The following is a 22,200-nucleotide window of genomic DNA, read 5'->3' on the forward strand; positions in this document are numbered from 1 at the left end:
ATTATTGAACAAATGCTGATCGTTGGTAGTCAACCGGCGAAGTACCGGTCCAACGTTTAAAAGCTTTTGAAAAAGCACTCACTTCGTTATAACCAAGCATATAAGAAATCTCTTTAACCTGATAATTAGCCGACCGAAGGTAATGTATTGCCAATGACTTTCTTGCTTCGTCGGCTAATTGCTGATAGGTAATCCCTACTTCCTTAAGTCGACGCTGCAATCCTCTCGAACTTATATTAAAATTAGCGGCTATCTCCTCAATAGACACTATTCCCAAATAAGAATTGGTAAGCAAGTAGTTATAAATCCTGGATTGAAAAGTATGCTCAAGTACAGGGACTTGATTCTCAAGAGAAGCGACCTTTTCTAATAGTGATTTTTGTAAATCATAATTAGCCATCAGAATCTGCATATTCCAACACTTGTTATCAAATGTTAACGAAAACGCTCCACTTTTTTGAGATGGTGCGCATCGCATTACCCGTTCATACTCCATAGTGTTTATGATTTCATAAGGAAAATTAACAGATAAGGGTTTAATTTTTTCGAATAGTAACCCATCCAATTCCCGAATCGAAAAAACCATAAACAAATCTAAAGTTTGCTTAAAAGAAAAAGGAACATCCTTTTGAATAGCTATTAATGGGACAAATTGTAGCGTAAACGTATCCTTCGAATGAATTATTTCAAGTTTAAACAAATTCGTTATTAAATGAGTAAGGTTTGCTGCAATCGTTAAAGCTTCACCGATTGTGGTACTATTTTTAATGATTTCACCAATGGTACCTAAGGCTGATAATTGCAGTGATTCTCCAAAATGAAGGCCAAACAATTCATCTTTTGTTAAATGAGCAGCATTTAACCATAAGTCATTTATTTGCTTGGAAGTGAATACAATTTCTTCATTATTCTTAAGTTCATCTAAGTCAATTCCTGCTAAACGGGCTAATTCTATAGCAGAAACATCTTTATAAACTGCATAGGCAAAAAGACTGATAACGAGCCTTCGTTGATGATTTTCCATACCTAAAGTTAATGTTTCCCTTTTTATTAAAAAGACATTTGTCGTGAAATGACAACTGATTGTCGTGTATTGATAAAACATAGGGACTCACTTCCAAGTAGTTTTGGAGAAACAAATAAAATACCATGAAGACAATCAAAATTGCTATTGTCCTACTGATAATTTCAGTAAGTACGACCAAGGGGCAGCTAGCAACCAGCACTATTATGAATCAATCAACAAGTAAAACTTTAATAGAGAACAAAATGGAAAATCATGCATTACAAGTAGTAACCGACTTTTTAACAGCAGTACAAAAAGGTGATCATACAAAATTAGCTACTATCATTCATCCTGCAATTGAGTGGGATCAGCCCGGAAACAATCGTTTTTCAGGAATTAAGAAATCTGCCACAGAGGTATTTCAAATGGTAGGAGGGATGTTCCATTATTCAGAGAATACCTTGGCTCTAACTAAAATTGATGTAATTGCCATAAATGGCAACAGTGTAGCGTGCCTGCTTCACTGGAAAGCAGCCCAACAGGTAGGAAAAACAATGTCGGTTGATAATATCGATGTTTATACAGTTGAAAATGGCCAGATCACAAAGGCCAAAATATATTCAGCAGATTTAGCTCAGGAAAATGGATTTTGGGGTAACTAATTAAAAACAAAAACGCCATATGGTAATCCCTTATGGCGTCTTTTCAGTTTCATAGAAAAATTAAGCTTATTCATGGATTAACTTTTCAAGTTCACGGTCGATTCTGAATAATCCTACGCCTTCAATTCCAATCAATTCATAAAGTTCAATAGCTCTGCGAGCAGTTTTTTCTTCTTCTACTTGTTCATCCAAATACCATTGTAAGAAACGAGCAGTTTGAAAATCCTTAACCTTATGACACTGGTCAGTAATTTTATTGAAGTTTTCCGTGATCTTTATCTCCATTTCCAATGCCATAATAAGCATGTCGTGAAGATTATTGAAATGAAGGGTGATATTTTTTACCTCTGGAGACATAGGATGAGCACCTAAATCATTCATATAATCAAAGATTTTCATCATATGATCACGCTCTTCTCCAGATTGTTTTCTGTAAAACTTTGCTGCACCTTGCAGCCCTTGTACATTGCACCATGCAGACATAGCCAAATAAGCTGCAGATGAATGTGCCTCCATAGCAATTTGCTCATTCAGCAAATCTTGAATTGACTCCTGGAGTGAAGTTTTTAATCTTAATGCAGTTTTCATGGCTTAATTCGTTTACTATAAATTTACACCAATGAATTCTACTTTTATGTAAAATACTGAAATTTAGAAGCTTTCTAATTTAAAACAAGCAATTCTTCCTCGGTTGGTATGGTAAGGTCGTGCTCCATTAACACTTCAGAACGTATAAGCATATCCTTTAATGAAAAATAAAAGTATGCAGTATTCACCAAATCACGTAAACGAAGGGCATCTGCCAACTTAAATACAATTTTGGGGCTTCTTATGGAAAGATTAAGGTGGAAGTAATCATCCTTCGGATCGGTACCCAAAAGAATTGCTTTCCAATTAATATCATTGAGTCGTTGACGCAATAATAGAAAATCACACATACGCAACGGTGTTTGTTGATCGTACGCTTGTAAAATAATCGAGGCTTTAGTTTGATCCGTACTAATTTGGCCTAACTCGTTCTGACACAAAACTTTCATCAAGCGCAAAAATACATGTATTTAGACTTATTACAAATTAATTATGTTTTTTATTGCTAAAAAAAAGCTGATCGTCATTAATTATTAAATTACCTAAACAATTGATAGTAAAATCGTTAAGATGGTACTATAAAATTGAGCAAATCTGGTATTAGCTTAATCTTAACTTCTGCAGACTTCTTTACTTTAACCACTTTATCGTCTACATGTACGTGGGTGCCTTCCCAACGAATGCTAATATTTTCCCCTTCAATCGTATCAAACTTGTATTCAGATTTTTCTCCATCTATTTTGCCCTCTATATAGGATAGGAGTTTCTTTCGATGTTTTTCTCCGATGATAACTATATTTAGTTTGCTATCTCCTGGATCACTATCTGGTGAAAGAACTAAGTTAGGACCTATAGACTTTGTATTCATAATTTCCACCATTAAATATTTGCCCGAATAATCTTTTCCGTCAATTTGCAGATCGCATAAGCGGGCTTCATAACTGTCCAATATTTCAAGTAGCAGTTTTAACGCTTCTTTAATTTTTTCTTCAGGATCTTCGATTGATTCTTTTTCCTGTCGAACCATTTCTAGCATCAGGTAAGGAAAAACACCATAACCAAACGACTCAAGAAAAAATTCAACATTTTTAATAGCGTATAAACGGCCTACATCGTATTTCTTGATTAAAGGCTTTTTCCATGACTTTATGATTTGTTCCGTTTCAAGGGGAAGTTCTAGCGTTTTTGCAATATTATTTGCAGTTCCTAATGGCAGTAATGCAATTGGCCAAGACTTTTCGAGTACTTTACGTTCCAGCAATATTTTTGTTATTTTCTTAACTGTACCATCACCTCCGGCAACCACCAAAAAATCTGTATCTTCTGCAATATTCCAATCCTTACTTTTTGTGGAAGAATATCTACAATCAAACCCTTGATTCTCAATTAGTGAAATCAGATTTTTCTTTGAATGTTCTTCATTTCCGGCTGTGGGGTTATGCAATAGATGAGCGATTTTCATAATTTGAATAATTAATCTATGTTATAGTTGATAAAACTATACCACTATTGGAGTGTGGCACGATAATACCAATTAGTAGGCTATGGATATACTGATCACTAATGATGATGGCATTTACAGCCCAGGTATCGCAGCACTGGCTAATGTGGCCAGACACTTTGGGAATGTTCATGTAGTTGCTCCCGATGTGGAGCAGTCATCAATGGGACATGCAGTAACGCATTCCCGACCGCTTTCGATAAAAAAATCACCTATTCATTTCGAAAACATTGAAGCGTTTAGGGTCAATGGTACCCCAGCCGATTGTGTTGCGCTTGGCACCCATCTTTATCCTAAAACATCTTTAGTGTTATCGGGGATTAACATGGGACCTAATTTGGGTAATTCAATGTGGCATTCAGGTACATTGGCTGCTGCAAAACAGGCCGTTTTATTAGGAATAAAAGGAATTGCCTTTAGTACGCCTGTCGGTAACACTGAACCCGATTTTGAACTGTTGGCACCTTTTGTAAAAGAAACCATAGCCTTATTAATAGAGCATTCTGATTTTGGATTATTTAATGTTAACTTTCCTCCAAATCCAAAAGATATTGTTTGGACAAGACAATCTGTCAGAATGTATGACGGAAAAATAGTGCCAGCCATGGATCCTATGGGAAGAAAACATTATTGGTTTACCGTATCTCCGATGGAACCAGCCGAGGAAGGAACTGATAGATGGGCGATTGATAAAGGCTTTGTATCCATTACACCATTGCGTTTAGACCTTACAAACGAAGCCGAATTGCAAAAAATGCAAAAGACAACACAGCAACAATAAAAAAATCCCCAAGCTTTTTCAAGCTCAGGGAAACATCTACCTATGAAAAACTCCGGCGGGGAGCCGGATTGAATATTGTATACCATAAACTGTGCCATAATTTTGTGAGAGAAAAAATATTTTAAGTGCTTATAGTTATTTTATTTAAGTAGTGGGAATATAGGATCACGCGCACAAAGAACACTTTTTTAACAAAGCTTTGCGGCTTGGCCTACCCATTTTTTTGTTAAATTTATAACTAACTGAAAAACACCAGCAAAATCAAAAACAAAGTGACAAACCCAACAAAAAATCTTTGAATCAATACCTACTGACATAGGGTTGTCACAAGCCATTGTTTTCTTTGAATCATAAAACAAAAACATAAAGCTATGTCAACAATTATTCAATCGCTTCTTAAGGAAATGGAGCAAGAAGCGCAAACTACTCGTAAGATGTTAAGCAGGGTTCCTAACGACAAATATGATTGGAAGCCACATCCTAAAAGCATGAACATTAAAAGTTTAGCTACCCATATTGCTGAATTGCCTACCTGGGTAACAATGGCTGTAACCACAGATGAACTTGATTTTGCAAGTAATCCATATCAACCGCAGGATATCACCAATACCGATGATTTACTTAAGTATTTTGAAAAATCACTTGCAAACGGTCGCGAACACCTGGAAAAAACCAATGAAAAAACATTAGATGAACAATGGGTCTTAAGAAACGGGGATGAGATTTATTCAAAATCATCGAAAGCAGAAGTTATAAGAATGACTTACTGTCAGATTGTACACCACAGGGCTCAATTGGGTGTTTTTTTAAGATTATTGGATGTTCCAATCCCTGGAAGCTATGGCCCAAGCGCCGACGATATGAGTTTTTAGTTGGAACTTGCCGGATGGTAGTTAGTAGTTAGAAAACGTTTAACTACTAACTACTTTTGTCTATAGCAATTAACTTTGTAGTATGAGTGAAAACAAACTTCAACGAAAGATCATTCATATCGATATGGATGCGTTTTACGCATCCGTCGAGCAAAGAGACAATCCTGATTATAAAGGTAAACCAATTATTGTTGGCGGTTTACCACAAGGAAGGGGTGGGGTTGTTGCAACGGCAAGTTATGAAGCCCGTAGGTTTGGAGTCCGCTCAGCTATGCCCTCGAAAAAAGCGCAACAACTATGTCCACATGCTATATTTGTTCGTCCAAGATTTGCCGCCTACAAAGAAGTCTCCCAAAAGATTCGTGAAATATTTCATCGCTATACAGATCTGATTGAACCTTTATCATTAGATGAGGCCTACCTGGATGTTACCCATGATAAATTAGAAATTGGTTCGGCCATTGAAATTGCCATGCAAATTAAAAAGGCGATAAAAGATGAACTAAATCTGACCGCTTCAGCCGGTGTTTCGGTCAATAAGTTTGTTGCTAAAATTGCTTCTGATATAAACAAACCCGATGGCTTAACATTTATCGGGCCTTCCAAGATCGAATCTTTTATGGAATCACTTGCAGTGGAGAAATTTCATGGCATTGGAAGAGTTACCGCGGAAAAAATGAAACGGATGAATTTGTTTACCGGAGCTGATCTTAAAAAGCTTACAGAAGAGCAACTCCTGTTACATTTTGGTAAACCAGGTAAGTTTTACTATAAAATTGTGAGAGGAATTGATGATAGGGAAGTGCAACCCAATCGTGTGACAAAATCTGTCGGTGCAGAAGATACTTTTCCTTATGATTTAACAGATCTGGAAGAGATGAATGTCGAATTAGATAAGATCGCTAAAACTGTAGCAGACCGATTACAACGGTACCAACTGAAAGGGAGAACGTTAACATTAAAAATCAAATACAGCGATTTTAAGCAAATCACCCGAAATCAGTCATTTCTGCATGAAATAAACGATTTGCAAACAATTGCCCAAACGGCAAAGGAGTTATTACTTAAAACATCACCAGAAGATAAAAAAATCAGGCTTTTAGGGATTACACTTTCTAACTTTAATGAGATTTTTACGCATAAAAACACCTCTCAACTTGAGTTATTTCAATACGATGATTAAACGTTTATTTTCCCATTACTTTCATAATGATGAAAATAATAACAGCAATTACAACCACCACCAATAATACTCCCGACCAAACGCCTGCTTTAAAAATTCCTTCAATAACAGAACAGCTGCTCAGACTTATAACCAAACTAAATAAAAATGTTAATGATAATAGGTTATGCCTTTTCATATTTCATGGGATTAGTTCACAACTAGTATTGAAAAAACCATGCCTTAAAAACAGCTCTTTAAATGGTTTTTAAACTGGTTGAAATAACAAACTGAGAAATTTATACCCCAATGAAAGTCTAGGCAATAAGAACAAAGGTTCCAATAATGATCAATGAAGCGCCAATAATAATTTTAGGCGTTAGACTTTCTCCAAGAAATAAGACCGCTAATAAAATAGTAATAACCAGACTGGCTTTATCGATAGGAGCCACTTGTGAAACTTTTCCTATTTGCAAGGCCTTAAAATAAAAGATCCATGATAAACCGGTAGCTGCTCCTGATAACAATAAGAAAAGCCAATTTTGTTTATTTAAATCTAGTAGAGAGCTAGTGGCACCTTTAAAAAGTGCAATTCCCCAGGCTAAAAATAAGATTACTACTGTTCTTATAGCCGTAGCCAAATCGCTATCGATATTTTTAATACCTATCTTAGCAAAGATGGCCGTTAAAGCCGCAAAAAATGCAGATAATAAAGCATATACCCACCACATGATGTATTAGTTTGATGTTTAATACCAAGATAGTGGAAAGGGTTGTCTGTATGCATATTATCCCGAGATATTTTTTAAATCGTTCCAGAGAAGATACATTACAACCCTTCGTTTCCGTATTTGCCTCAATTGTTAACCTTCTATTCTACCTCAATACAAATCCCCACCACCGTTTTTTAAACAAATTCATTGATTCTTTTAAATGTTGGTTAAACATAAGCAATATAACTACCGCGATTAATGCAATACCTACGAACGTATATATTTCCATGTTTGTTAACAAAAAACTTTGTTTCGCAATAGCGGTATCAAGCTGTTTTATTGCCAATTGATACGATTGATCTACTGAGTATCCTTTTAATTGAAAGCTTTGCGTAAGTTGCGTTAATCGATCTTGTGTATTCATGCTTTCTGGTGAAACAAATTGCTGCATTTTTAAATAATGCTTTCGCTGTAAGATCACCTGTGCATTCTGTAAAAAAGAAAATCCAAGTACCGTCCCTCCAAAACGACCTAAAACAGCGATCAATCCGCCTGAAACAATCTGTGCATCAGGAACTGCTGAAAGTGTAAAAAGCACTAATGGAATAAAGATACTACCTACACCCATTCCTTGCAGAAAGTAAGGTATGGCAATCTGCTGGAGCGAAACATCAGGAACGAACAGAAATGTAAACCACAAGTGATATACTGCTAATAATGCAAATCCAAACATCAGGTTAAATCGCAACGGTAGTTTTCGTGCCAATGCTATTCCTGAAATAACTAATCCGGTAATTATACCCGCAACATTAATGTATTGAACGTGCACCACATGAATCTGTTCCCAGTTCCAAATGCGATTCATGGTTGAATGACAGATATTTAAAGTTGATCTCGACAGGTAAAAAATCAGGAAAACACCCAAACCAATTCTTAGATCCGCCACTTTGAATACATTTAAATCAAAGACTGGACGTTTCATATTCAACTGTTTTAAAATGAATAAGGCCGAACCTATTAATGTTACTATTCCGGCAATTACTATTTCTGTTGATTGAAACCAGTATTTCTTTTCGCCATAAACAAAAAAATAGGTTCCGGATATGGTAATGGTTAACAGTAATATGTAACTCGACCAATCGATCTGATAAAGTGGAAATTTACGTACGTGGCGTTCATCGTTAAATGTCAGCAGAATAAGGCCCAGCGCTAACAACTGACATAAAGCGGCAGTATAGGCCATGTAGGCCCAACTGAAGTTGTCGAGCATCCATACAATGATATTCATGGTAAGGGTAGAAGAGATCAGTAGTAAACCATAAAAAAATGAGTATACTATGATAATGGCGTCTTTCGATTTAAACCTCGACAATAGTAAAGAACGTAATGGAATTCCTGGTAAAGCCATTAAAATGCCATCAGCTATCCTCAATAAGATAAATTGAAAGAAATTATGGGTATATGCCGATAAACATAAAACAATGGCAATCGAAATGTAAATACCGATAAGGTAATTTCTGGTTGAAAAATACCTGAATAAACGATTCTCAATAATGATTGTAGCCATTAAAACGCCATAAGTAATATTCATGGCAAATTGCATGTCTTCCAGCTGCACATCCAGGTAACTGGCGGCATACGTTACATTAGAATTGTACAAACCAAGCAACATCATAGAAGGAGTGAGACAGAAAATAAGCGTTGCCTTTACCACCCAATCAGGAACCCAAGCCTTAAAAACACTATTTCTTTGCATACACTATTTGTTCCTGGCCACCACAATCACATTCATTCCGGCTCTTAAGAAAGCGGTTTTATTCTCCGTATCTACAAGATTGATTTTTACCGGAATACGCTGTTCAATCTTCACAAAATTGCCGGTGGCATTATCCGGTGGCAATAAGGAAAACCGTGCTCCACTTGCGGGCGACAAAGATTCGATCTTTCCTTTAAAAATTGCACCTGCCGTAGCATCTGCTTTAATTTCAACCTGCTGTCCAATTGAAAGATTTGCCAGCTGGGTTTCCTTGAAATTGGCAGTAATCCATTTTTCTTTGCTTACTACAGATAGCAATGTTTGTCCCTCTTTTATCATTTGCCCGGGTTGAATAGTACGCTTACCAACCCAACCGTCATCAGGTGCGGTAATAATCGTATAAGAAAGAAATAGTGAAGCATTATCAACTGCTGCTTGTTTCGCCTTAATCGTAGCGGCTGCGGTTGGTACTTTGGATGAAACTTCTGCCGTGGTCAATTCGGTCGATTGAATGGCATGTAAAACCTCGTCATAATGTGCCCTGGCTACTTCATAATTAGCTTTCATTTGCTCAAATTGCTGCACGGTTACGGCTTCTTCTTTCAATAAATTCTCGTATCGTTTATAATCCTGCTCAGCCTTCCAAACCTGCGTTTTGGCACCATCGAGCTGCGCTTTTCTTACGGCAACAGAACTCTGACTTGTGGCAACGCTTTTATGCATTACTTTTTCAGTTTCAAGCGCATTTTCCAGTTCAGCATTTGCCATAGCCAAACGCTCTTTATATTCGCTATTATCAATGATGATTAAGGTGTCACCTTTGTGAACAAACTGATTTTCTTTATACTTCACTTCCTGAACAAAACCAGTAATACGACTTTGAATAGGAGTTACATATTGCTCTACCTGAGCATCATTAGTTTCCTCGTGATTAGAATAAAATATAAAAAACCATATTCCCAGCCCCATCGCTGACAAAAACAACATAGTAGCAACGTAAGTCACCACTTTGTGTGTTAAGGTTTCTTTTTTAGGTTGATGATGTTTGTTTGTTATTTGCATTTTATTAGTTAAGTATCGTTTGTTTGGAGGGGATTTCCTAATTATTAAGTATTCCGGCTGCGTGTTGCAATTGGTAATATTTTAACTGAGCATCAACCTTTGCTGATACATCCGTGAATTTTGCTTCTAATAGTGAATTATCGGCATCAATCATGTCGGTGATTAAGGCCAGCTGATTTAAATATTTCATCCTTACAATCCGGTAATTTTCATTTGCCTGCATTACACTTTGTTCTGTTACTGTTAGTTTCTCTTTACTTGCTGTGTATTGTTTGTATTCTTTGTAAACCTTATCGATAATGTTATTCTTAACAATTTCTGCTTCAAGCAGCTGCTGCTCAATTTTTTTATTGGCTACACTCATTTTCTTCTTATTCTTAAATAATTCGGAAAGACTAAATGAAACATCAATACCGGCTAAACCCAAGGTATACAAGTAAGGAGTAGGAGGGAAAAACTTATAGTTTGGATAATTATAACCGTACGTGCCAAATAAAGCTACTTTAGGATAATAATTGCCTTGCGTTATTTTACGATCAGTTTGTGCAATTCCGGCTTCCTTTTCTGCAATTTGTAACTCCTCCTTATGTAGTGCAGCACTTACATAAGCATCGTATTCATTATTAGGTAATAAAACATTACTAACACTTGAAGTATCAATTTTTAAATCCTCATTTTCAGGTATTTCTAATAGTGTTTTCAATTGATGAAGAGCAATAGAAGTATTAGCCTCATTATTTATCAGTGCTAGTTTCATATTTGATAACTGTAGCTCCGCTCTTAAAAGGTCATTTTTAGTTAACGCACCATTCCTTTTTAATGCTTTTACCTCTGCCAACCGGTCAACTTCTTCTTTTATTTGTTCTTTCAATACATCCGAAAACAACATCAGTTTATAAGTACCTAAATACATGTTAATTACATTTATTTGAATGTCGTTTGCTATTTTCCTGGACTTCAATTCTGTGATTTGTTGTTCTTGTGCACTTTTTTCAATTTCATTATTGATCTTATTACCCATATACAAAGGCATCTTTGCATTCATGGTAACATCATACATGTCGGGGATATTTTTAAACATTTCAGGAGCCGAAAAAAGTCCATTTTCATACTGATTTAAATTGGTTACCCTTGCATATGAAGTATGCAACTCAACATCAGGTAGTCTTAATTGCTTTATTAATTGAATATTATCAGCACTTATTTCATTTTTTACTTTAGCTTGTTTTATTTCTTTGTTTTTGTGTCGGGCAAGTTCAATAGCATCCTGCAATGTGAGCTTGGTAGCATGATTCAATTCCTGTGCATAAAGGTTATTTACGGGAAATAAAAAAATCAAAAAAACGGCAATGCAATATGCAGTGCATTTAAATTTGTTTGCAATGAAAGTATTAAGGATCATATTATTATGGTGCAGATGCAGTAGACGACTGGCTATTTCTAAGCTACTTATCTGCTGTTTTTATTAATTGCAAATTTCCTAACTTTGACTTCGGCATAATTATTCACCAAAGACAAAGATTTATTCATTTCGGCCATGCCAATTCCTCAACCTGATTATTTAACAGAAGTAGATAAAATTGAAGGCAATATTTACTGTAATCATGATTATACAGGAGAGAACCATATTGCCATGCACCAGCATACGAAAGCACAGTTTTTATTTGCTGAAGGAGGGATTGTACACGTAATTACGGAGGATGAATCTTATTTTTTGCCGGCCCGACATTATATGTGGATACCTGCAGGAAGGCCTCACAGCATTATTTTTAATTCGTTGGATGTGATGATGAGGAATTTATACTTTCCCGTAGAACCGTGCGAAGAGGTATTTTATAGCAAAATTGCCATATATCCGGTAAATGAATTATTGTTGGAAATGCTATTTTTCACAACTCGTTGGAAAGGACAGATATCAAGAGAAAATGAAACCGCCTATTCATTTATTGTTGCTCTCAAAAAAATATTGCCTAGTATTAGTATTCATAGTTTACCATTAGGACTGCCTTATCCCAAATCGGAACGTTTGTTAAAAGTCGCCAGGTATATGAACCAACATCTTCAAGATCAGTTATCCTTTCCGGATATCGCAAAGAGATTTGGATTTAGTGAACGAACGCTATCCCGCACCTTTCAGCAAGAAGTAAAAATGTCTTTTATACAGTTTTTAACTGTGCAACGCATGATGAAATCATTACAATTATTACTTGATGAGAAAAAAACCGTAAATGAAACAGCCTATGCGGTTGGTTATAACAGCTTACCTACATTTAGCAATACCTTTTCTAAAATTGTGGGAGTAAGGCCGTCGGAGTATGTTAAACTGAGAGGTGTCTTAAAAAAAGATTCTTAGCTCAAATATTATTTAACACCTCAACAATAACAAACATATTAACAACATTTTGAGCAATCTGAATTAACCCATTTTTGCAAACAATGTTAAAACCTTTTTCATGCTTAATTACCTTACCAACTTCAGATAAAGGATAATGGGAATTGTTGCTATAGCCTTTTATTTTCAGGTCTTTATCTAACGGCAATTCAGCAGCATATTTGGATAATTCCGCTGCGGTAAACATTCCGCTCAATAAATGGTAGATGCGTTCAACAGACCATTCTTCCCATTGAATGCGCTCAAAAATAGTTTTTTTATCAATTCGATAGGCTCGTTCAGTTGAACTATGTTCAGGCTGCTTAATTCTTGTATATTGACCTTTTTCAATAGATTCCATAACATCTATAATCATTTGATATCCAATATTTTCTGAATTATGTACTGTTTGAATATAAGGTGTTCCGATTGCAATCTTAAATTCCCTTTGCATGATAATGTCACCTGTATCTTCTTTTTTTGCTATATAGTGGATGGTTACTCCTGCATTTAAATCAAAATCTAAATACTGCCACAAAAGTGGTTGAGGTCCACGATATTTCGGTAACAAAGAAGGATGGATATTTATAGTACCCAATGGAGAAGAATGAACAAGTTCATCTATAAAAATAAAAGGGCTTGAATAGACAATTGTTAGGTCTGTATTTAATTTTTTTGACCATTCAACTAACGCTTTTTGATTGTCTTTATACAGAAAAAAAACGGGTAATCTTTTGCCGGAACGAAGAATACGGAAGATACGACAAGAAATATCGAAAACTATATTTGCAATGCGCGTTTTTAACTGCGTTTTTTTATTTCTTTGTCTGGTAAATGCAACACCGACCAGCTCAATTTCTTTATTACTGATCAAGCTTCTCGCAATACGATTATATCCGGATGTAATTAATAGCACTTTCATTGTAGATATTTTTAATTATACTATAGCCTCTGGAACCATAATCAATTAAAAACAAAAACCTTACCGCATAATAGAAAGTTAAGAATTATTTAAATACCATTAAAGAAAATACTCTTTCCGGGATTGGTGAGTGTGTATTGGTAAATCAGATTTTTTACATAATCATAAGAGGGATAATTAGTTAATGATTGCTTTAACAAGTCAAGGTTGTTCCAATTGGTTTCTTCTTCAATGAATCCCATGCCATAAAATTCACCTCTGTGTATCAACAAACAACTTTTCTCCATTGAGGTTCTGCCTTCATCAATTATGGCAAAAGAGGGTAAATAATTATTGATCGATTCAAGAGCCAAATCTAAGCGACTATTATACGTGTCGGCAGTTTCTTCACCTTTGCAAGCTCCTTTACAGTCTGTTGAACAGCTTTCATGATTTTTATGCAGGAAACATAACTTTGGACAAAGCTCATAATCATCAATTAACTGATAAAGAAAGCGATATCCATCACTTAAACTATTAAATGTAACTAACGGCTTAAAGTGTTTTATCTTCTTACTAACCGCCAAACGTTTATAACCATTTTGAGCATCGAACAGGTACAAACCAAAAAGCTGATCGAATTGCTTTAATGAACGGTTATACTTTGGCCAATGTTTTTTAATTTCAAGCGCCTCTAATACAAATGCATATAATTCAGTTCCACATTCGGTAAAAGAAATGCTATAGATATTTCGCAAAAAATCCTGTTTCTGTTGTGTTGCCTTATTATTCGTAAAGTGACTTAATACTCTCTTCCTTAAATTGACAGCCTTACCAATGTAAATAATGGCTCCTTTTTTATCATAGAAATAATAAACGCCAGCGGTATAAGGTAATTGGTCGATTTGTTCTTTAGGTAAATTAGATGGGAGAGAGGCCTCCTTAGAACCCTTTTTCAGTGATTGTAGAATGAAGTTCCCATTGTCATTTTCGATTAGTTTTGAGAAAAGAATGGTGGTAGCATTGGCGTCTCCACCTGCACGATGGCGATTCTCAATAGTGATATCTAACTGTTTACATAATTTTCCTAATCCGTATGAAGAGAATCCCGGGAAAATCTTACGAGCTAGTCTAACAGTGCAGAGTTTTGGAGCCTGCAGTTGATAACCACAAGTAGTTAGTTGGTGCGTCAGAAACGAATAATCGAAATTTACATTGTGAGCAACAAAGACCTTGTCATGTAATAATTGATAAATATTTTCAGCAACCTCACTAAAAGAGGGTGCATTTTTTACCATTTCATTACTGATACCGGTTAATGATTGGATATGAATGGGAATTGACGAACCCGGATTAATTAATGTTTCATAACTATCAATTACTTCTTTACCGTTATGAATGAAAATAGCAACCTCCGTTATCCCATAATTACTGGCATATCCTCCGGTAGTTTCAATATCAACAATTGCGTATAATAGTTCTCCTGATTGCATAACAAATGCTAAAGCTCTGGCAAATATAATAAAGCTAATTATTTTAGTCAACTAGCAAATATTTTTAGCCAAAAGAATTTTTATGAACTGGGAGTAAGCGTCTTAACTGCAATAAAAACCTAATAAGGTGTAATAATCTATTAAAAACGATTAAAACTCATACTTTTGGATCGCCTAAGAAGTAACTTTCTTCTATCCGGAAAGTTTAATACTTAAAACATTATACTTACAATAACATCTTTTTAAATATGAGAAAAACTCTTATAGTATTATTAGCTCCCATTTTATTATTACCTGTTGGCTGCCAAAAATCCAAGGACAGTTTGAATTCAACTGAACCAATAAAAAAAACAAACGATCGTGAAATACAAGCAGCTGCTGACGGTGACTTGGACCTGTTAGGTTATGGTTATAATGTAACAAAGGAATTTGCAAATCCTAATTCTGCAACTTATCCAATAATTGATGTACAAAGATTAAGAAAAGAAGCTAATAGAGTTGATGTATCAGGGGCAGAAACTAGTGACCCCAAATGGATTTACGGTGAAAATGCACAGGATTGGTCTTCTAAAGTAACAAAATCTGTTAAATTGGATTTAGGCACATCAGCTTCTCCTGGAACAACCACAAATACAAATACAGATACCGAAAAGAATCTATTTGGCGGGACAATAAGTTCATCATATACAGAAACAAATAAGTTTTCGTCAAAGTTTATGTACGCATCATATACTTCATTCACAATTAAAAAAAGAGTGAAATTTATGCCGATAATCAGCATATTAAAAAACTATTTAACCCCAATATTCATTTCTGATGTTCAAAACTTCGGTCCAAATGAAATAGTTAGACTATACGGAACACATGTACTTTGTGATATTAAGTTAGGAGGAAAACTTGAAGTAATTTATCAGGGCGAGACTCAAAAAACCGATCGAATTACAGAATCAAAAAATTCAATATCGGCAGGTGTTGAAAAAGTATTTAAATTTACAGCAAGTTATGATTTTGACAGAACCTCAATAAATTCGAACAATAATCAAAGATTGCATTATAGAACAATCGGAGGGAATGCTTCACTATCACTTTTAAGTACCATATCTTTAAATTCCACAACACCAACAATTGATATTTCTACATGGCAAAATGGAATAACAACTATGAATGCAACACTTGTTGATATACCTGAAGATGGACTTATTCCTATTTATGAATTAATTGATGATCCAATCAAGAAAGCAGCACTAAAAGCATATACCGAACAATATATGATTGACAATCAGGTTTATACAGTCAACGAAGTGAGTGACATTTATAGATATAGAATAAACCCAGGTTTTGTACAGCTAAACATTCAAGCATCATTTGGTTTATCTAATGTGTATTATCCTATCAATACGCAGTATGAAAACTTTACTAATATGGGTGTGGCATTTAAAGCATTTAACCATAACATTAAGTCTCTTGAAAGTGCAGGGTTAGTTCCAATTTATAAATATTATAATCCAACTAAAAAACTTCATGTATTTAAACCACTTGATGATCATCCTGATTGGATAAGGGAAGATATTGCATTCTACGCATTTAACAAACAAGCCCCAGGTACCATTCCTATTTATCAGTATGAAGAGACTTATAAAGGGTTTCCGTTTCCAGCTCAAAATGTAATTTTGCATTACTATTTTTTATCAGCTAATCCTAATCAACCACTGGAAAACGTTTATCCTAAAACGGCAGTGTCTATAACAAAACAATATGCACCTTTTTATGCATATCCATTATAGTTAATAATTAATAAGTACTTGTCTCCTGAGTTTAAACAAAACACAGGAGACGAGTACTTCTTTATCAATTTATATTAAAACATTATCCAACAATCTTAAAACCACCACGTTCTGGCCGGCCTTTTTCGAAATAGTTATTGATTTCGGTTGCGATCTCCAGAAAAGTTTCCACTTTCCCTTTTCCAATTACATTTTCAACCTCTTCACGAAGTTCCCGAATACTGGTTTGAATATTAATGATTAGTTCTGCCCCTAAATCAGTCAGAATCACCAAAACAGCTCTGGAGTCTCTGGGATCTTTTGCTATTTCTACATAGCCCATTTCTTCTATGTCTTTCACCAGTTTACTCATTGCTTGTTTGGAGATGTTGGCACGGTCGGCAAGGGTTACTATATTGGTTCCTTCAAGATCAATGTTGGCAAAAACGGCTGTATGCTGGAATGAGCACGATGGATACCCCATCGTATGCATCTTGCTTATCAGCCTACCACTCAGATGCATGCGAAGATTATGTACAATCCTACTTAAGCTCTTCTGTCTGATCTCTTTCAAGTCTTCAAGTTGGAGTTTTAAGGTTTCTTTCATTTAATTAACTAACTAATAGTAAAGAGATTATTGATGTTAATCACCAATAATGAAGATTTACAATTTCTACAAATATGTAAATTTTTTACAAAAATAGTCAATTAAGTTGACAATATAGTCAACTTGGTTTACCTTTGTGCCGACAATTTAGATATATGAGCACCGAAAATTCTACACCAAACCCTGCAAAAAAAATAATTACAAGGGTAATTTTGGCCGTTGTCCTTATTGGATTGGCCGTTTACGGATACAAGAAAGTTACGTTCTTCTTATCACATGAAACAACAGATAATGCACAGGTTGAGGGCCATATGACTCCAATTTTATCTCGTGTTGCTGGTTATGTAAGAAACGTAAATGTTCAGGATTATCAACAAGTTAAAGTAGGAGATACGGTTGTAACTATTGATGATGACGAACTACAAGTAACATTAAAACAGTTAGAGGCTGATTATCAAACTGCTTTAGCTGATTTAGAAAGTGCAAAAGCCTCATTAAAGAATACGGAGCTTACAGCCAACCTGAGCAAAACTAATTTGAGCTTAAATCAAATCAGAGCAACTAAAGCAAGTAACGATTATAATCGTGATCAAAACTTGTTCAAAGATCAGGCGATAACATCTAAACAAGTAGAAGATTCTAAAACTAATTTAGATGTAACTCAAAAGCAGTTAGTCGCTTCACGCGAAGATGTAGAGATCTCAGCATCAAAAATTCCAATGATGCAGGCTGCAGTTGCAAAAGCGCAGGCAAACGTGGATTACAAAAAAGCTAAGATCGATGAGCAAAAACTAGAGCTTTCTTACACTGCAATCCTCGCTACTGCATCAGGCAAAATAGGTAAGAAAAACATTGAAAAAGGTCAGTACATCCAACCCGGACAACCATTGATGACTATTATTGATGGTAATGAGTTTTGGGTTGTTGCCAACTTCAAGGAAACTCAAATCGAAAAAATGAAAGTTGGGCAAACTGCCAAGATTACTATCGACAGTTATCCTGATTTAAATATTTTAGGTAAAGTAGTTTCCATCTCTGAAGCTACAGGGGCTAAATTCTCACTTTTACCACCTGATAACGCAACGGGTAACTTTGTAAAAGTAACGCAGCGTGTACCTGTAAAAATTCAGTTAAATGAGCCGGAAAAATATCGCGAATATTTAAAATCAGGTTTAAGTCTGGATGTTTCTGTAGAGGTTAACTAATATGGCGACTCCAACAGGCTTTAAAAAATGGATCGTTGTAATAACTGTAATTACTGCAGCGATCATGGAGCTGATCGATACTTCCATTGTGAATGTGGCTCTTTCGCAAATGAGCGGAAGCTTAGGCGCATCCATTGAAGATATCGCATGGGTAGTAACATCTTACGCCATTGCTAACGTAATTATTATTCCAATGACAGGCTTTTTAGCCCGTTATTTTGGCCGCAAGAATTATTACCTGGGTTCCATCATACTATTTACACTGGCATCCTATGCCTGTGGTCAGTCAACGGGCCTGGTTGAGTTGGTTATTTTCCGATTCATTCAGGGAGTTGGAGGAGGAGCATTACTGTCAACTTCACAAGCTTTATTATTCGACTCATTTCCAACAAACGAACGCCCGTTTGCTTCAGCTTTGTTTGGTATGGGTGTAATTGTGGGTCCGGCATTCGGTCCAACATTAGGAGGTGTGATCATTGATAACTTCTCATGGCCATTAATTTTTGATATTAACGTTCCGGTGGGGATTGTTGCCGGTATTTTGGTTTACTTATTCGTAGATAAAAAACCTGAAGAGTACAATATCGACCGCAAAAGCATTCCGATTGATGTATTAGGAATTGTGTTGCTGGCTGTTGGTATTGGTTGTTTACAGGTTGTTCTAGAAAAAGGTGAATCAGAAGACTGGTTCCATACACAATACATTGCCATCTTATCCGTAGCTGCCATTGTAGGTTTAGTCGGATTTGTAATTTGGGAACTCCGGCATAAAGACCCCGTGGTAAACTTAAAAGTAATGGGAAACAAAACCTTGGCTTTTACCACCATACTCACATTTATTTTCGGTTACGGACTTTTCGCTGCGGTGTTCATTTATCCGGTAATGGTACAGCGACTAATGGGTTATACTCCAACAATGACAGGGGTATCGTTAATTCCTGGTACTTTAAGCGCCTTTTTCATTCTTCCTATTGTAGGTAAGATGATGGTAAAGGGTGTATCGCCCCAATTATTCGTCGGAGTTGGATTTGTCTGCTACATTATGTTCTGTTTTTGGATGGCTAGCTTTAATGCTGATGCAAGTAGCTGGGATTTCTTTCACCCGTTAATTATTCGTGGTATTGGAGCGGCAATGCTTACAGTGCCATTAACCAATCAGGCAGTAATGGGATTAGCACCAAAAGATATTCCACAAGGTATCGCCATTAATAATATGATGCGTCAGTTAGGTGGTGCTTTTGGTATTGCAATTACCAACACCTATATCACTAACCGTGTGGCAACTCACCGTGCAGATTTGGTTACCAATGTAGATAGTGGATTTATAGCCACTGAACGATTAAATCAGCTAACTAACTTTTTCATGAGTAAGGGTGCCGATCTGATCAGTGCTAAAAATCAAGCTTTGCACATGATCGATAATATTGTAAATCAACAAGCTGCATTATTAAGTTATCAGGATGCATTCAGATTAGTGGGTATATTTTTCGTTATCTGTCTTCCGCTAATAGGTTTGGTTAAACGTAAAACACTTTCAAAAGAAGAAGCTGCTGACGCTGCAAAAGCCGCGTCTGAAGCTGCACACTAATATTAGCATCCGTTTAATTATTGACGTTTTTTAAATAAATTAAAACGTAATGATTGAGAACTCAACAGAATAGAGTAAAAATGAAGAAAAATTATTTATTTGGTATACTTTCATTGCTTGCGATTACTCCTGCAATGGCCCAAAGCAATGAACCGGCCACTTTAAACGCTATTGTGGTAAAGGCGCTGGATTATTATCCAAAACTAAAAGAACAGAAAGTTCAGTTAGAAGTAAACGATTATAAAACGGACATCACAAAAAGTAAATACTTACCAACCGTTACAGGCGATGCCATGTATCGTCATGTTTATCCTGATTCTTATGCCGAATTTGGAGGAGGAAGAATGTCATTTTATCCATTGGATCAATGGGATGCTGGTGTAAAAGTTAACCAACTGATCTATGATTTTGGTAAAACCGGTGCTGAGGTTCAAAAAAGTAAAAATGAAAAGAAACTTTCGGAAGATAATTACAGAAGTAATTCATTCAATTTTGCCTATCAGATAGCTAACGTTTACAATAACATCATTTTTATCAATAAAAGTATTGATGCTATTGATGCACAAATTGAGGTATTGAGCGGAACCAAAAAGATCATTGACAGCCGTATCCGTAATGGGGTTGGTATTGAGTTCGACTTGGTTTCTACGCAGGTAAAGCTTAACGATGCGATTAATCGCAAAACTGAACTCCAAAACACGCTCCAAAAGAATATAATCTTGTTAAACACGTTATCAGGCACGTCATTCAACTCATCATCAATTAGCTTTAAAAGTTTTGATTATGAATTGAGACAACATAGTGCAGATTCCATATTTTCAATTGCTCAAACAACAAATACTGAACTTGCATCCGCAAGATCTAAGCAAGAAGTGGCGGCAAGTGAGCTGAAGATAACGGAGAAAACATGGGCGCCTTCATTAAATTTCATGGGAGGGGTAGGTTACAAAAACGGATATTTCCCCGGAGATCTGTATGACATGAAGTTTAACTATAATGTTGGTGCTGGTTTGTCGATTCCAATTTATACCGGTGGGCGTAATGATAATCAACATAACATTTCAAAGGTTAACTATAAAGCGACCCAATACAACTTAGACGCTGTAAGTATCAACCTTAAAAAAGATATTCAGCAAAACATTGCAGACGAGGGTACAGCAAAAGAAAAAGTTGTTTTTTCAGCAACGCAGGTTGAACAAGCTCAAAAAGCATTAGATCTTGCAAACTCACGTTTTAAAAACGGTGTTATTACCAATATCGAACTGTTGGATGCACAAAGTAATTTATTAAAAGCAAAAGTTGAACAAATCCAGTTTGAATATCAACTGGCTACCACACAGTTAGAATTAAAGCGCCTTATGGGTGTCCAGTTTTGGAATAATAATTAAAACAAATCATATAATAGGTTGTATTTTCGTGACGGTGCTCTAAGACCCTAGAGTGCCGTTTTTTTATTCAAAAACCAACAATTTATGCTAAAAACCATTACTTCTATTTTTCTTTTCCTGATAAGTGGTGTTGTTATTTGTTCACCTAAAAAGGACGAAAGCAAAAATTTGTATTATGCAGTAACGAAAGTTATAGACGGTGATACTTTTTATGTGTTGAATGATAAAAACCAAACAGAAAAGGTCAGACTAATTGGTATTGACGCACCTGAAATCCATAAGTCGCAACGAAAGGACATTGGCCCTTACGGAAAAGAAGCAAAAGCATACCTGGTGAACCTGCTGAAAGATAAAAAAGTAAAATTGGTTTATGATGTAGGCCGAAGAGATCAATATGGCCGTACATTAGCCTATGCCTATTTATCAAATGGATTATTCATCAATGAAGCAATGATTAAATTAGGCTATGCAAGAGCCGTTACCTTTCAACCAAATGTTAAATATTCGAAACATTTCGTACAACTGGAAAGAGAAGCACGGAAGAAAAATTTAGGACTTTGGAAGTTTGAGTAAAAAAGTCCATAGTCAATAGTCCATAGTCGATAGTCAATAGTACTTTAAAAGAGTTTAAGCCTCAACTATTTTTGAAGATCACCCCGGAGGTAATGGGGATTATCTTCTTAAAATTATGGTTCTTAAATGATTTTAATCGCCGGAGAATGCAGCATTTTCTGTACTGGACCTTCGTTCCTCATGATGACAAACGCTTACTGTCTAAAAC

22 protein-coding genes are annotated in these 22,200 nt (G+C 35.7%); 10 read left to right on the top strand and 12 right to left on the bottom strand.

What is annotated here, in order from left to right; all coding sequences use genetic code 11:
* Position 1: 1 nt before the first annotated feature.
* Entirely contained in the window at positions 2-1,024 is a 1,023-nt protein-coding gene (locus SOLCA_RS08225; RefSeq protein ID WP_014679980.1) for an AraC family transcriptional regulator, read from the bottom strand.
* A 125-nt stretch (positions 1,025-1,149) separates the two neighbouring features.
* Here SOLCA_RS08225 and SOLCA_RS08230 point away from each other — a divergent pair, with 125 nt between their 5' ends.
* The gene (locus tag SOLCA_RS08230) at positions 1,150-1,668 is read left to right on the top strand and encodes a nuclear transport factor 2 family protein (protein WP_014679981.1); all 519 of its coding nucleotides are present in this window, start codon (positions 1,150-1,152) and stop codon (positions 1,666-1,668) included.
* A 66-nt stretch (positions 1,669-1,734) separates the two neighbouring features.
* Here SOLCA_RS08230 and SOLCA_RS08235 read toward each other — a convergent pair whose 3' ends face one another.
* The 3 genes from SOLCA_RS08235 to SOLCA_RS08245 all read right to left on the bottom strand — a co-directional run bounded on the left by SOLCA_RS08235 (position 1,735) and on the right by SOLCA_RS08245 (position 3,718).
* A complete protein-coding gene (locus SOLCA_RS08235) occupies positions 1,735-2,256 on the bottom strand; it encodes a ferritin (protein ID WP_014679982.1) in 522 nt (173 codons plus the stop codon).
* 74 nt (positions 2,257-2,330) lie between these two features.
* Positions 2,331-2,705 carry a hypothetical protein gene (locus tag SOLCA_RS08240; RefSeq protein WP_014679983.1) on the bottom strand — a complete coding sequence of 125 codons (375 nt, stop codon included), beginning with the start codon at positions 2,703-2,705 and terminating at the stop codon, positions 2,331-2,333.
* Positions 2,706-2,821: 116 nt separating this feature from the next.
* Positions 2,822-3,718, bottom strand: coding sequence for a diacylglycerol/lipid kinase family protein (locus SOLCA_RS08245; RefSeq protein WP_014679984.1), 897 nt, complete (start codon positions 3,716-3,718; stop codon positions 2,822-2,824).
* A gap of 82 nt (positions 3,719-3,800) precedes the next feature.
* Here SOLCA_RS08245 and surE point away from each other — a divergent pair, with 82 nt between their 5' ends.
* The 3 genes from surE (at position 3,801) to dinB (ending at position 6,593) form a co-directional block, all read left to right on the top strand.
* Entirely contained in the window at positions 3,801-4,538 is a 738-nt protein-coding gene (gene surE / locus SOLCA_RS08250; RefSeq protein ID WP_014679985.1) for a 5'/3'-nucleotidase SurE, read from the top strand.
* A 371-nt stretch (positions 4,539-4,909) separates the two neighbouring features.
* The gene (locus SOLCA_RS08255; RefSeq protein WP_014679987.1) at positions 4,910-5,410 is read left to right on the top strand and encodes a DinB family protein; all 501 of its coding nucleotides are present in this window, start codon (positions 4,910-4,912) and stop codon (positions 5,408-5,410) included.
* A gap of 82 nt (positions 5,411-5,492) precedes the next feature.
* A complete protein-coding gene (gene dinB, locus SOLCA_RS08260; protein WP_014679988.1) occupies positions 5,493-6,593 on the top strand; it encodes a DNA polymerase IV in 1,101 nt (366 codons plus the stop codon).
* Between the two features lie 4 nt (positions 6,594-6,597).
* On the opposite strand, the gene SOLCA_RS08265 is transcribed toward dinB, so the two are convergent.
* The 5 genes from SOLCA_RS08265 to SOLCA_RS08285 all read right to left on the bottom strand — a co-directional run bounded on the left by SOLCA_RS08265 (position 6,598) and on the right by SOLCA_RS08285 (position 11,505).
* Entirely contained in the window at positions 6,598-6,771 is a 174-nt protein-coding gene (locus SOLCA_RS08265; protein WP_014679989.1) for a hypothetical protein, read from the bottom strand.
* A gap of 118 nt (positions 6,772-6,889) precedes the next feature.
* Positions 6,890-7,303, bottom strand: a complete 414-nt coding sequence (locus tag SOLCA_RS08270) for an EamA family transporter (RefSeq protein WP_014679990.1) — start codon at positions 7,301-7,303, stop codon at positions 6,890-6,892.
* A gap of 145 nt (positions 7,304-7,448) precedes the next feature.
* Positions 7,449-9,041: an efflux MFS transporter permease gene (locus SOLCA_RS08275; RefSeq protein WP_014679991.1), complete on the bottom strand. Its 1,593-nt coding sequence runs from the start codon at positions 9,039-9,041 to the stop codon at positions 7,449-7,451.
* A 3-nt stretch (positions 9,042-9,044) separates the two neighbouring features.
* Positions 9,045-10,103 (bottom strand): HlyD family secretion protein, encoded by a 1,059-nt coding sequence (locus SOLCA_RS08280; protein ID WP_014679992.1) that lies wholly within the window; start codon positions 10,101-10,103, stop codon positions 9,045-9,047.
* A 37-nt stretch (positions 10,104-10,140) separates the two neighbouring features.
* Complete coding sequence (locus SOLCA_RS08285; RefSeq protein WP_014679993.1) at positions 10,141-11,505, bottom strand: TolC family protein; 1,365 nt, start codon at positions 11,503-11,505, stop codon at positions 10,141-10,143.
* A 135-nt stretch (positions 11,506-11,640) separates the two neighbouring features.
* Between SOLCA_RS08285 and SOLCA_RS08290 the strand changes: the two genes are divergently transcribed.
* The gene (locus tag SOLCA_RS08290; protein WP_014679994.1) at positions 11,641-12,456 is read left to right on the top strand and encodes an AraC family transcriptional regulator; all 816 of its coding nucleotides are present in this window, start codon (positions 11,641-11,643) and stop codon (positions 12,454-12,456) included.
* Between the two features lies 1 nt (position 12,457).
* Here the strand turns inward: SOLCA_RS08290 and SOLCA_RS08295 are convergent, their stop codons facing one another.
* Together SOLCA_RS08295 and SOLCA_RS08300 are read right to left on the bottom strand one after the other, a co-directional pair.
* Complete coding sequence (locus tag SOLCA_RS08295; RefSeq protein ID WP_014679995.1) at positions 12,458-13,396, bottom strand: formyltransferase family protein; 939 nt, start codon at positions 13,394-13,396, stop codon at positions 12,458-12,460.
* 89 nt (positions 13,397-13,485) lie between these two features.
* The gene (locus SOLCA_RS08300) at positions 13,486-14,868 is read right to left on the bottom strand and encodes an exonuclease domain-containing protein (RefSeq protein WP_014679996.1); all 1,383 of its coding nucleotides are present in this window, start codon (positions 14,866-14,868) and stop codon (positions 13,486-13,488) included.
* 248 nt (positions 14,869-15,116) lie between these two features.
* Between SOLCA_RS08300 and SOLCA_RS08305 the strand changes: the two genes are divergently transcribed.
* Positions 15,117-16,652: an MAC/perforin domain-containing protein gene (locus SOLCA_RS08305; protein ID WP_014679997.1), complete on the top strand. Its 1,536-nt coding sequence runs from the start codon at positions 15,117-15,119 to the stop codon at positions 16,650-16,652.
* A gap of 82 nt (positions 16,653-16,734) precedes the next feature.
* Here SOLCA_RS08305 and SOLCA_RS08310 read toward each other — a convergent pair whose 3' ends face one another.
* Positions 16,735-17,238: a MarR family winged helix-turn-helix transcriptional regulator gene (locus tag SOLCA_RS08310; protein ID WP_014679998.1), complete on the bottom strand. Its 504-nt coding sequence runs from the start codon at positions 17,236-17,238 to the stop codon at positions 16,735-16,737.
* 155 nt (positions 17,239-17,393) lie between these two features.
* Between SOLCA_RS08310 and SOLCA_RS08315 the strand changes: the two genes are divergently transcribed.
* The 4 genes from SOLCA_RS08315 (at position 17,394) to SOLCA_RS08330 (ending at position 21,992) form a co-directional block, all read left to right on the top strand.
* Positions 17,394-18,443, top strand: a complete 1,050-nt coding sequence (locus SOLCA_RS08315; RefSeq protein WP_014679999.1) for an HlyD family secretion protein — start codon at positions 17,394-17,396, stop codon at positions 18,441-18,443.
* 1 nt (position 18,444) lies between these two features.
* Positions 18,445-20,031 (top strand): DHA2 family efflux MFS transporter permease subunit, encoded by a 1,587-nt coding sequence (locus SOLCA_RS08320; protein WP_014680000.1) that lies wholly within the window; start codon positions 18,445-18,447, stop codon positions 20,029-20,031.
* 80 nt (positions 20,032-20,111) lie between these two features.
* Positions 20,112-21,419 (top strand): TolC family protein, encoded by a 1,308-nt coding sequence (locus SOLCA_RS08325; RefSeq protein WP_042479551.1) that lies wholly within the window; start codon positions 20,112-20,114, stop codon positions 21,417-21,419.
* A gap of 84 nt (positions 21,420-21,503) precedes the next feature.
* On the top strand, positions 21,504-21,992 hold the full coding sequence (locus SOLCA_RS08330; protein ID WP_014680002.1) for a thermonuclease family protein: 489 nt from the start codon (positions 21,504-21,506) through the stop codon (positions 21,990-21,992).
* The last annotated feature ends 208 nt before the right edge of the window (positions 21,993-22,200 follow it).

Origin of the sequence: Solitalea canadensis DSM 3403 (genome assembly GCF_000242635.2) — a bacterium.
Taxonomy (GTDB): domain Bacteria; phylum Bacteroidota; class Bacteroidia; order Sphingobacteriales; family Sphingobacteriaceae; genus Solitalea; species Solitalea canadensis.